This is a genomic window from Brevundimonas sp. (assembly GCF_016463485.1).
Classification (GTDB): domain Bacteria; phylum Pseudomonadota; class Alphaproteobacteria; order Caulobacterales; family Caulobacteraceae; genus Brevundimonas.
In genome coordinates, this window is record NZ_JAEMRD010000028.1 from 18117 (window position 1) to 28727 (window position 10611).

General features: G+C 66.3%; 16 protein-coding genes. 7 read left to right on the forward strand and 9 right to left on the reverse strand.

Annotated features, from left to right (window positions below):
* Positions 1-22 precede the first annotated feature (22 nt).
* The 4 genes from tatC to JHC99_RS06490 form a co-directional block, all read right to left on the reverse strand.
* A complete protein-coding gene (gene tatC, locus JHC99_RS06475) occupies positions 23-907 on the reverse strand; it encodes a twin-arginine translocase subunit TatC (RefSeq protein WP_292152654.1) in 885 nt (294 codons plus the stop codon).
* Positions 904-1488 (reverse strand): Sec-independent protein translocase protein TatB, encoded by a 585-nt coding sequence (gene tatB / locus JHC99_RS06480; RefSeq protein WP_292152669.1) that lies wholly within the window; start codon positions 1486-1488, stop codon positions 904-906. The genes tatC and tatB overlap by 4 nt, the downstream gene beginning before the upstream one ends.
* Before the next feature lie 34 nt (positions 1489-1522).
* On the reverse strand, positions 1523-1741 hold the full coding sequence (locus tag JHC99_RS06485) for a twin-arginine translocase TatA/TatE family subunit (protein ID WP_292152655.1): 219 nt from the start codon (positions 1739-1741) through the stop codon (positions 1523-1525).
* Between the two features lie 148 nt (positions 1742-1889).
* Positions 1890-2099, reverse strand: a complete 210-nt coding sequence (locus JHC99_RS06490) for a hypothetical protein (RefSeq protein ID WP_292152656.1) — start codon at positions 2097-2099, stop codon at positions 1890-1892.
* 86 nt (positions 2100-2185) lie between these two features.
* Here JHC99_RS06490 and rnhA point away from each other — a divergent pair, with 86 nt between their 5' ends.
* Positions 2186-2650 (forward strand): ribonuclease HI, encoded by a 465-nt coding sequence (rnhA, locus tag JHC99_RS06495; protein ID WP_292152657.1) that lies wholly within the window; start codon positions 2186-2188, stop codon positions 2648-2650.
* 4 nt (positions 2651-2654) lie between these two features.
* Here the strand turns inward: rnhA and JHC99_RS06500 are convergent, their stop codons facing one another.
* From JHC99_RS06500 to JHC99_RS06515, 4 genes are all read right to left on the reverse strand, one after another.
* Entirely contained in the window at positions 2655-3113 is a 459-nt protein-coding gene (locus JHC99_RS06500; protein ID WP_292152658.1) for an NfeD family protein, read from the reverse strand.
* Positions 3114-3117: 4 nt separating this feature from the next.
* Complete coding sequence (locus JHC99_RS06505) at positions 3118-4095, reverse strand: SPFH domain-containing protein (RefSeq protein ID WP_292152659.1); 978 nt, start codon at positions 4093-4095, stop codon at positions 3118-3120.
* Between the two features lie 135 nt (positions 4096-4230).
* Positions 4231-4575 carry a hypothetical protein gene (locus JHC99_RS06510; protein ID WP_271144501.1) on the reverse strand — a complete coding sequence of 115 codons (345 nt, stop codon included), beginning with the start codon at positions 4573-4575 and terminating at the stop codon, positions 4231-4233.
* A gap of 152 nt (positions 4576-4727) precedes the next feature.
* On the reverse strand, positions 4728-5153 hold the full coding sequence (locus JHC99_RS06515) for an NUDIX hydrolase (protein WP_292152660.1): 426 nt from the start codon (positions 5151-5153) through the stop codon (positions 4728-4730).
* A gap of 69 nt (positions 5154-5222) precedes the next feature.
* Here JHC99_RS06515 and JHC99_RS06520 point away from each other — a divergent pair, with 69 nt between their 5' ends.
* The 6 genes from JHC99_RS06520 to JHC99_RS06545 all read left to right on the forward strand — a co-directional run bounded on the left by JHC99_RS06520 (position 5223) and on the right by JHC99_RS06545 (position 10143).
* On the forward strand, positions 5223-6650 hold the full coding sequence (locus JHC99_RS06520; protein ID WP_292152661.1) for an FAD-binding oxidoreductase: 1428 nt from the start codon (positions 5223-5225) through the stop codon (positions 6648-6650).
* On the forward strand, positions 6644-7405 hold the full coding sequence (yaaA, locus tag JHC99_RS06525; protein ID WP_292152662.1) for a peroxide stress protein YaaA: 762 nt from the start codon (positions 6644-6646) through the stop codon (positions 7403-7405). Before JHC99_RS06520 ends, yaaA begins: the two co-directional genes overlap by 7 nt.
* A 125-nt stretch (positions 7406-7530) precedes the next feature.
* The gene (locus tag JHC99_RS06530; RefSeq protein WP_292152670.1) at positions 7531-8349 is read left to right on the forward strand and encodes a 3-hydroxybutyrate dehydrogenase; all 819 of its coding nucleotides are present in this window, start codon (positions 7531-7533) and stop codon (positions 8347-8349) included.
* Between the two features lie 67 nt (positions 8350-8416).
* Positions 8417-8704, forward strand: coding sequence for a hypothetical protein (locus JHC99_RS06535; RefSeq protein WP_292152663.1), 288 nt, complete (start codon positions 8417-8419; stop codon positions 8702-8704).
* Complete coding sequence (locus JHC99_RS06540; protein WP_292152664.1) at positions 8701-9045, forward strand: type II toxin-antitoxin system RelE/ParE family toxin; 345 nt, start codon at positions 8701-8703, stop codon at positions 9043-9045. Before JHC99_RS06535 ends, JHC99_RS06540 begins: the two co-directional genes overlap by 4 nt.
* Before the next feature lie 9 nt (positions 9046-9054).
* On the forward strand, positions 9055-10143 hold the full coding sequence (locus JHC99_RS06545; protein ID WP_292152665.1) for a patatin-like phospholipase family protein: 1089 nt from the start codon (positions 9055-9057) through the stop codon (positions 10141-10143).
* A 193-nt stretch (positions 10144-10336) separates the two neighbouring features.
* Here the strand turns inward: JHC99_RS06545 and JHC99_RS06550 are convergent.
* On the reverse strand, positions 10337-10611 hold a 275-nt coding region (locus JHC99_RS06550; protein ID WP_292152666.1), incomplete at its 5' end, for a Sua5 family C-terminal domain-containing protein.

Sequence of the window (10611 nt, forward strand, 5' to 3'; positions counted from 1 at the left end):
AAATGGACGTGCCGTCACCCGCTCAGGCGATCGCCTGATCCTCGACCACCTCACCCTTGCCCCGCCGCCACTCGATCGCGCGGACGCACCAGATCGAGATCTCGTAGAGCAGCACAAGCGGAACGGCGAGCATCAGCTGGCTGATGGGGTCGGGCGGGGTGACGACGGCGGCGACGACGACCACCGCGACGATCGCATAGCGGCGCACCTCGGCCATCATCTTGGACGACACGATGCCGGCGATGCCCAGCAGGGTGGTAATGACCGGTAGCTGGAAGCACAGGCCGAACGCCAGGATGAGGGACGTCACCAGGCTGAGGTATTCGCTGATCTTGGTCATCAGGGCGACGGAGATGCCGTCCGAAACGATCTGCTGGCTCAGCGAGAACCACATGACCAGCGGCAGCATGACGAAATAGACCAGCCCTCCCCCCAGGCAGAAAAGCACGGGTGCCGCGATCAGGAACGGCAGGAAGGCCCCGCGCTCGTTGCGATACAGCCCCGGCGCCACGAACCGGTACAGCTGCCAGGCGACGATCGGAAAGGCCAGGACGATGGCCCCGAACCCGGCGATCTTCATCTTGGAGAACAGCTGTTCCAGCGGTGCCGTGGCGATCAGGGTCACCGCCGCCTGGCCGCCCTCGGGGATCGGCTTCAGCCCTGCGGTGACCATCAGCAGGTCGATCATGCTGCCATGGCCCCCGGTCGCGGCGGCGGCCGCATGGACCGCCGACGCCGCCTGGAACGGCTTGATCAGCACGATCTGGATCTGGGCCGCGAAGAAGAAGCACAGGAAGAAGGCCAGGACGAAGGCGATCACGCAGACGACCAGCCGCCCGCGCAGCTCGATCAGATGATCCATCAGGGGGGCACGCGACGCCTCGATCTCACTCTCGTCGCGGGTCATAGGTCGAGTTTCGAGTTACGCGGGGCGCGGGGTTTGGCCTTGGCCGGGGCCTTGGCCGGAGACTTGGTCGACGCGGCCTTGGCCTTTGCAGGTGCGGCGGGAGCCGCCGTCTTGGGCCTCGGCTTGCGGGCCGGCCTGGCGGCAACAGGCACGACCGGGGCCTGTTCCGGCAATGCGACCAGCGGCGGGTCGGCAAGCGGAAGCATCACGGGATCCCCGTCGGGCCATTCCGAAGCCTGGGGCGTCATGGCCGGGTCGGCAGCCACGGCCTCGTCGGTCAGTGGCTTTTCGAGCTCGTTCCGGATGTCCTTGAAGGCGGCGTCGGCCTCTGCCCCCAGGTGGACGGGCGAATAGGGTGACTGGCCGGTGCGCAGGGCCTCGACCTCCTTGCGCAGGTCATCCAGCTCGGACTGGCGAGCCATCTCGTCGAAGCTGGCGCGGAACTCGTTGGCCATTCCGCGCGCCTTGGCCACCCATTTGCCGAGCTGGCGCAACAGACCGGGCAGCCGTTCGGGCCCGACGACCACCAGGGCCACCAGTCCGATCACCACCCATTCCAGGCCCCCGATCCCCGGGGTCAGACCGCCCATGCGCGGCGTCTTCCGTCGCGGCCAACTAGCGCTTCAGCTCTTCCTTCTCGGCCTCGGTGCGCGGCAGGGAGGAGACGCCGTCGGTCGGGCCGTTCTTCTTGTCCTCGTCCTTGAGGCCCTCGCGGAACGCCTTGATGCCCTTGGCCGCGTCGCCCATCAGGCCCGACAGCTTGCCGCGCCCGCCGAACAGCAGCAGCACGATCACGGCGACGATGGCCCAATGCCAGATGCTGAAGCTGCCCACGGTGAAATCTCCTCAAACGGGTCCGACCTCGGCCCGCTGCAAATCATAGCCGCCATATAGGCCAAGGCGTGACGCTGCGCCAAGGGATTGCAGGATCAGCGCGCGATCGTGTTCTCGCGTATCCAGGCGGGCCCAGTTTGGTAGGCCGTCACGGCACAGATACGTCAGGCGCAGGGCCTATCCAGGCGCGGAAGGTATGCCCTCCGCCATCCGCCGACCGGACGTGGACTAGAAGGCCACCCTCGGTCTCCTCGATCTGCAGTTCGTCTCCGACAGCGATGCCGAGAACCTCGATCGCGTGATCATCGAAAATGATTCCGACCTTGTCGCCTATCTCTTCAATCTTCAGATGGATCACGACCACCCTCCTAGCCTAGAAGGGGTAGCTCCAATGGCCCCGCTGCGCAAATCTCAAGGCTGTACGCGGATTCTATAGGTTGCAGCTTGACACCGCCCTCCCCCAGCCACGTCATCATCCACACCGACGGGGCCTGCAAGGGCAACCCGGGGCCCGGGGGCTGGGGCGCGATCCTGCAAGCGGCGGGCAAGACCAAGGAAATGTCGGGGGGCGAGCCCCTGACCACCAACAACCGAATGGAGCTGACGGCCGCCATCATGGCGCTGGAGGCGCTTACACGACCGTGCCGGATCGACCTGCACACCGACAGCAAATACGTCATGGACGGGATCACCAAATGGATCCACGGCTGGAAGGCGCGGGGCTGGCGGACGGCGGACAAGTCCCCGGTCAAGAACGACGACCTGTGGAAACGCCTCGATGCCGCCCGGACGCGTCACGAGGTCAAGTGGCACTGGGTCAAGGGCCACGCCGGTCACGAACTGAACGAACGCGCCGACCAACTGGCCAATCGCGGCATCGCCGAGATGCGGGCTGCGCGGGCCGGCTAGGGCGTCAGGCCGCCTTCACCGTCAATCGGCCGGTGCCAACCCCGGTCACAATGACCGGAGCGCTGGCCAGAGGCGCATCACCGTCCAGCTCCGCCGACCATTCCGCGCCCGACACGAAGACCCGGCCACGGCCATCGACGAACGGCTCGACCACCGTCGCCTTCTGCCCGATCAGGCGGCGGTCGCGGTCGTTGATGTCGGGCTGGTCGTCGGGATTGACGCGCTGGACCAGCCGACGCGACAGCAGGGTCGAGGCCAGGGTCAGGGCCGCGAACAGCCCCACCTCTCCGGCCAGACCCAGCGACAGGCCCAGGGCGGTGACGACCGCCACGATACCGGCCGAAACCGCCGGCCACAGCAGCCATTCGGTCGAGGCCGCCGCCTCGACCGCCAGCAACAGGGCACCGATGGCGAGCCAGAGCCAGAAGGGCTGGGCCGAATAGAGGTCGATCAGGGTGTCCATGGCCTCACGCGGTCGGGGGCACGGCACCGCCGCGGGGTGCGCGCGGTGCGGGCGGCGGTGCGGAGGGCGTCCGCTGCTGATCGCGGGCCAGACCGACCAGTTCGCCGATACCGGCGATGGTCCCGACCAGACCGCTCATCTCCGCGGGGACGATGACGGTCTTGGCGGTGGGGTTGCGGGCCAGTTCGGCGAAGGCCTCCACATACTTCTGGGCGACGAAATAGTTGATGGCATTGACGTCGCCACGGGCGATCGCCTCCGAGACCATGGCGGTCGCCTTGGCCTCGGCCTCGGCCTCGCGTTCGCGGGCCTCGGCGTCGCGGAAGGCGGCTTCCTTGCGGCCTTCGGATTGCAGGATGGCGGACTGTTTGGCGCCCTCGGCGCGCGCGATGGCGGCCTGTTTCTCACCCTCGGCCTCGGTGATGACGGCGCGCTTCTCGCGCTCAGCTTTCATCTGGCGCGCCATGGCATTGGTGATGTCGGCGGGCGGCGTCAGGTCCTTGATCTCGATGCGGTTGACCTTGACGCCCCAAGGCTCGGTCGCGGCGTCGATCACGGTCAGCAGGCGCGAGTTTATGGAGTCGCGCTGGAACAGGACCTCATCCAGATCCATCGAGCCCACCACCGTGCGCAGATTGGTCGAGCACAGCTGGGTGATCGCATAGGGCAGGTTCTCGACGCGATAGGCGGCGGCCGAGGCCTCCATCACCTGGATGAAGACGATGGCATCGACCTTCACCATGGCGTTGTCCTTGGTGATAACCTCCTGCTGGGGCACGTCCAGGACCTGCTCCATCATGTTCATGCGCCGACCGACCCGTTCGACGAAGGGGGTCAGGATGCTGATGCCGGGCTTGAGGGTCTTGGTGTATTTCCCGAACCGTTCGACCGTGAACTCACGGCCCTGAGGCACGATCTTCACCACGCTGAACAGCAGGATGAAGGCCAGAATGACCAGGGCGAGGACGAAGACGAGGCTCATGCGGCAATCCTTCGGCTGTTTGAGCCAGATTACGCCCGCCGCGCCCGCCGCGCCATCGAATCCGGACGGTCGTCACAAACGAAAAGAGCGGCTCCCTTTCGGAAGCCGCCCTCGACGTCTGACCTGTCGCGACGCTTAGTCGCTGACGGTGATGTCGCCGCCGTCGAGTTCGCAGAAGTCTTCCGAGCCGACGGTCACTTCGGAACCGTCCGAGAACTCGGCCTTCAGGTCGTATTCGCAGTCTTCCAGATCGTCGTCGATCGTGACTTCGACGCTGTCGCCGGCTTCCAGGATGCCGTCGCCGAAGATGTCCTCTTCCCACTCATTGGTCGAAACGACCGAGATATAGAGCGAGATCAGGTCGTGCTCGGTCTCGTTGTGCAGGGTGAAGGTGACCGGCTCGGTCACCTGGGCCGAGGCGACGACAGGCGCGCCGGCGAGCATCAGGGCGGCGACAGCCGCCAGAGTGGTCTTGATCATTGTAGTCCCCCATTTCGGCGAAACGCCGAGGTAAGCCCCCCCGAGCCGACACGATATCGACCCGTTGGGCGCGGATGTTACATAGACGATGTCCGCTGTCACGTCGGAATTTGCGGTCGGGCGAGCGCCGTTTTGACGTCCGGCAGCGCCGGTCAGGCGGTCACGTCCTGATCGCGAATCTTGACCGCCGCAGCGATGATCCGCCGCGTCTCCTCCCACGCCACAAGGCCAAGAGCCTCATCGATCGGAAGGAACCGGGCCTCGGCGGCATCATCGCCCGCGACCGGATCTCCAGACACCCAGACCCCAGCATAGTCGATCAGCACATAATGAAAGCCGGGAAACAGACCGTCGACGACGTCGATCAACCCCAGAATCCGGGCCGAAACGCCGGTCTCTTCATGCAATTCGCGCAACGCCGCCGTGTGCAGCTTCTCGCCCGGTTCGATCCGACCACCGGGCAGGCTCCACTCCCCTTCTCGCGGGGCGCGGCCGCGCCGGATCAGCAGGACCTCGTCGCCCTTCAGGCAGACGACACCCACGGCGGGGACCGGACCGGCCGGGGGAATCGAGATCATCGCGCGCTTTCCATGGCCCACCATAGCTTTCCGCTTTCGTCCCGCGACCGATTTTGACAGAAGGCGGCCATGACCCCGCCCTCCCCCGCCGTGCTCGACGAACTGAAGGCCGCGCTCGGCCCGTCCGGCTGGAGCCAGGACCCGTTCACCCTGGCCCCCTATCTGACGGAATGGCGCAATCGCTGGACCGGCGAGACACCCATCCTGCTGACGCCCGGCACGACCGAGCAGGTCCAGCGCGCGGTGGCGATCTGTGCCGCGCACGGCGTGGCGATCATCCCGCAAGGCGGCAACAGCGGTCTCGTGGGCGGCCAGATTCCTTATGGCGAGGTGCTGCTGTCCACGCGACGGCTGCGCGCCGTGCGCGACGTGACCCCGCTGGACGACGCCATGACGCTGGAGGCCGGGATCACCCTGCTGGAGGCCCAGCACCACGCCAGGGACGCCGGCCGGTTCTTCCCGCTGAGTCTGGCTGCAGAAGGTTCGGCGACGATCGGCGGGGTGATCTCCACCAATGCCGGCGGGACCCAGGTGCTGCGCTACGGCATGATGCGCGATCTGGTGCTGGGGATCGAGGCGGTCATGCCCAATGGCGAGGTCTTCAACGGCCTGAAGCGCCTGCGCAAGGACAACACCGGCTATGACCTGAAGCAGTTGCTGATCGGGGCCGAGGGCACGCTGGGCGTCGTCACCGCCGCGACGCTGAAGCTGTTCCCAATCATGCGATCACGAGCCGTGGCCATGGTGGCGCTGGAAACGGCCGGAGCCTCGATCGAACTCCTGGCCCGCGCCAAACAGGAGACCGGAGGCGGGGTCGAGGCGTTCGAGCTGATGAAGCAACTCGGCGCCGAACTGGTGGTCAAGAACATCCCCGACAGCCGCTGGCCGCTCGATCCCATCCCCGTCTGGTCGGTGCTGATCGAGATCGCCTCCGGCACGCCGGGCGGCGCCGAGACACAGCTTGAGCGGCTGCTGGAGGTCGCTTTCGAGGAAGGCCTGATCACCGACGCCGCCATCGCCCAGAACGACGCCCAGCGCGCCGCCTTCTGGCGACTTCGCGAAGAGCATTCCGCCGCGCTCAAGCCCGAGGGTGGCGGCTGGAAGCACGACGTCTCGGTGCCCATCTCGCGCATCGCCGACTTCATCGACGAGGCGACGGCGGCGGTAGAGCGGTTCCATCCGAGTGCCCGCGTCTCGGTCTTCGGCCATATCGGCGACGGCAACCTGCACTACGACATCCTGCCGGGCGTCGGAGAGGATGTGCCCGCCTTCCTCGCGCGCTGGAAGAATGGCTCGCAGGTGGTCCACGACATCGTGGCCCGCTACGACGGCTCCATCTCTGCCGAACACGGCCTTGGCCGGCTCAAGACCGATGAGGTCAAACGCTACAAATCGCCGCTGGAAGTCGCGACCATGGCCGCGATCCGGGGCGCGATCGACCCGAAGGGCATCATGAACCCGGCCGTCCTTTTCAGCCCGGAACGGCCGTCATGCTGATCGTCCTGTCCCCGGCCAAACGGCTCGACTTCTCCGAGCCCGACCCCGCCCTGCCCGCGACGACCCGCCGGTTCGTCGAGGACACCGCGTCCCTGGCCGTCACGGCGCGGCGTCAGACCAGGGCCGATCTGCGTCGGCTGATGGGGATTTCGGAGGACCTGGCCCGCCTCAATCAGGAGCGGTTCAAGGCCTTCGACGCCGAGGCGCTCGACACCGGCGTCCAGGCCGCCTTCGCCTTCGCGGGCGATGTCTATCAGGGGCTGGAGGCGCGTTCGCTCGACACGTCGGGCCTGGCCTTCGCCCAGGACCATCTGCGCATCCTGTCCGGCTTCTACGGCTTGCTTCGACCGCTGGACCGCATCCAGCCCTATCGGCTCGAGATGGGCACTCGCCTGCGTACGCGCCGGGGCCAGAGCCTGTACGACTTCTGGGGCGACCGGATCTCGAAACAGCTGAACACCGACCTCGACGGCCATGCCCACCCGGTCGTGGTCAACCTGGCCAGCCAGGAATACTTCGGCGCAGTCGATGCCAAGGCGCTCAAGGTCCCGGTGGTGACACCCCATTTCCGCGAGCAGAAGGACGGCGAAAGCCGGATCATCTCCTTCTTCGCCAAGAAGGCGCGCGGCACGATGGCCCGGTTCGCCATCGACGAACGCATCGACGATCCGGAATCGCTCAAGGCTTTCGATCGCGACGGCTATCGGTTCGACAAGGCCACCTCGACCGACACCGACTGGATATTCACCAGGTAGAGAATACTTGAACCAGCCTGTCGCCTTCCGCCTGCTCAGCCGCTAGAGTCGGGCGCAAATCAGAAACGACCTCAAGACACGATCCGGGAAACGCCTTCATGTTTCAACGCACAAAGAAAGACGCGATGGACAACCAGCGTCCGGTCTTCAAGGACCCCAACGACCTGTCCGGCCAGGTGGCGGTCATTTCCGGCTCGACCTCGGGCATCGGCCTGGCCCTGGCGCGCGCGGTTGCGGCGCGGCGATGCGACGTCGTCCTGAACGGCCTCGGCGACCCTTCCGAGATCGAACGCACCCGCGCCGAACTCGAGGCCTCCTGCGGTGTCCGCGTCCGCTACCACGCCGCCAATATGCTGAAGGGCGACGAAGTCGCCGACATGGTCGCCTATGCCAGGCACCAGCTGGGCCGGCTCGACATCCTGGTCAACAACGCCGGCATCCAGCATGTCGAAGCGGTCGAGAAATTCCCCTCGGACCAGTGGGAAAAGATCATCGCGATCAACCTGTCGTCGACCTTCTATGCGACCCGCGCCGCCATTCCGATCATGAAGGCGCAGGGACGAGGCCGGATCGTCAACATCGCCTCGGTCCACGGTCTGGTCGCCAGCCCGTTCAAGTCGGCCTATGTCGCGGCCAAGCACGGCGTCGTCGGCTTCACCAAGACCGTGGCCCTGGAACTGGCCCAGGACAACATCACCTGCAACGCCATCTGCCCCGGCTTCGTCGAGACGCCCCTGGTCGCCGCCCAGGTCGCCGATCTGGCCCGCACGCGCGGCACGTCCAAGGACAAGGTCCTGTCGGAGGTGATCCTGGAATCCCAGCCGACCAAGCGGTTCGTCACCACAGACGAACTGACTGGTGCCTTCCTGTATCTGGTCAGCGATCTGGGGGCTTCCACCACCGGGATCAGCATGCCCATCGACGGCGGCTGGACCGCCCGATAGCCGAGGGCGGTCTCGGCTGGGAGAGCGCGACTGATGCTTTCAGGGCCGCAGCGTGATAGGGTTCGGCATGGCCCAGCCCGCGCTTCAGCTTCCGCCGACGCTCGACGCCTTCGTCGATGAACAGGTGCGCTCGGGAGCCTACCCCGACCGGGACGCTGTGATCGCCGATGCCGTGGACATGTTGCGCGAACACACGGTTGCCGATGAGGAGAGTGATGAAGTCAAGCTGGCCCGGCTGAACGCCAAGCTCCAGCAGGGCATCGACAGCCTCGACCGGGGTGAAGGAATCAGGGTCGATGAAACAACGGCCTATGTGAACAGCGTCATGGACCGGGTCAGGGCGAGACTGGCTTGAGGGTTCTGGATGTCTCCATCGAGGCCGATCAAGACTTCGACGACATCCTGACCTTCAGCGCCGTTCAGTTCGGCTTCGCAGCCTCGACAAGATACGCCGCCCTGATCGGCCAGGCCTTCAACGATTTGACCGAGAATCCGGCGCGACCCGGCACCGTCGCTTCGGACGATCTTCCGCAGGGTATTCACATCTATCCGATCCGCTATAGCCGCGATCGCGTGCCGCCGCCCGATCGCGTGGGCCACCCGCGCCATGTGATCGTCTTTCGGTTCGACGACTTTGCCGTCCAGATCGTGCGAATCCTGCACGACGCCATGGATTTTCCACGACATCTGAATTGAGAGCGGACCATGGCGCTTTTCAAACGCAAGGCCCCGGCGGCGAAACCCGCCAAACCCGAACCCGCTACGCCCGACGACGGCCGGCGCAAGGTCTGTCTCGCGCTCCAGGGCGGCGGGGCGCACGGGGCGTTTCAGTGGGGGGTGCTGGACCGGCTGCTCGAGGACGGGCGCCTAGATATCCGGGCGGTGACGGCGGCCTCGGCCGGAGCGATGAACGGCGCGGCCCTCGTCTCGGGGCTCGCGACCGGTGGTGCCGACGGTGCCCGCGCAACCCTCGACAAGCTATGGCGAGAGACCAATCAGTCGGGCGGCAAGAACGTGTTCGGCGACACCTCGATCTGGTCCAACGCCCTGACGCCCGGCTGGCTCAAGGACACGACCCTGTGGCGAGCGTCGGAGACCCTGGCCATGTCGATGTCCCCCTATGAATTCAATCCCCTGAACCTCAACCCTCTCAAACGGGTTCTGGACGCAACGATCGATTTCGAGGCCGTGCGGGTCTCCGATATCAAGCTGCACGTCGCCGCAACCGCCGTCCGCCACGCCAGGTCCCGCGTCTTCACCAACCTCGAGATCACCGATCAGGTCCTGCTGGCCTCGGCCTGTCTGCCGCAGTTGTTCCAGGCGGTGGAGATCGACGGCGAGCCCTACTGGGACGGCGGCTACCTCGCCAATCCCCCGCTGTGGCCGCTGTTCTACGAGGACACGCCCGACGACGTCCTGCTGATCACCTTGAATGCCTTCGAGCGCGCCGATACGCCCAAGGCGCCCGGCGACATCATGGACCGGCTGAACGAAGTCGTCTTCAACGCCCCCCTCGTCGCCGAACTGCGCGCCGTCGCCTTCGTCCAGGACCTGATTGAACAGGGCCGCCTGACCCCCTCGGCCAAGGACCGCTATCGCAACATCCTGATGCACGCGATCGAGGCCGACAGCTGGCTCGGCGACCTGTCGCTGGGCTCCAAGTTCAACACTGAATGGACCTTCCTCAACGACCTGAAGGCGCGTGGTCGGGCGGCGGCGGACGAGTGGCTGGAAAGTTGTTTCGCGGAGGTCGGCGTGAGGTCGAGCGTCGATCTTCAGGCGCGTTTCGGGTAGAATTATCCTCCCCGTCGCGGAGCGATGGGGAGGTGGATCGGCGCTCCTTCGCGCCGAGACGGAGGGGGCGACACACTGGTTCGAGTGAGGGCTGGCGGGGCTGATCGGACAGACCGAGTCGCCCCCTCCGTCAGCTCGCAAGCGGCTCGCTGCCACCTTCCCATTCGCCAAGCGGCGAACCGGGAGGAGAAATCTAACCCACAAACCCCGCCGCCCGCCTCAGACGATCATTGATCGCCTCACCGAGCCCGGCCATCGGCACCGGTGCCACCGCGATCCCCACGGGCCGTTCCCGGTCCGCCTCCCGCAGCAGCCGGAACAGGTTCGCCGCTGCCTCGCGCGGGTCGCCGGCCACGCTCAGGCTCCAGCGCACCTCCCCCACCCCCGGCCCGAAGCCGAGCAGGATTTCGCCGGCCCGCGCCGCTTCCGCGTCGATCCGCACCGGCGCGTCCGGCGCATAGTGGGTGG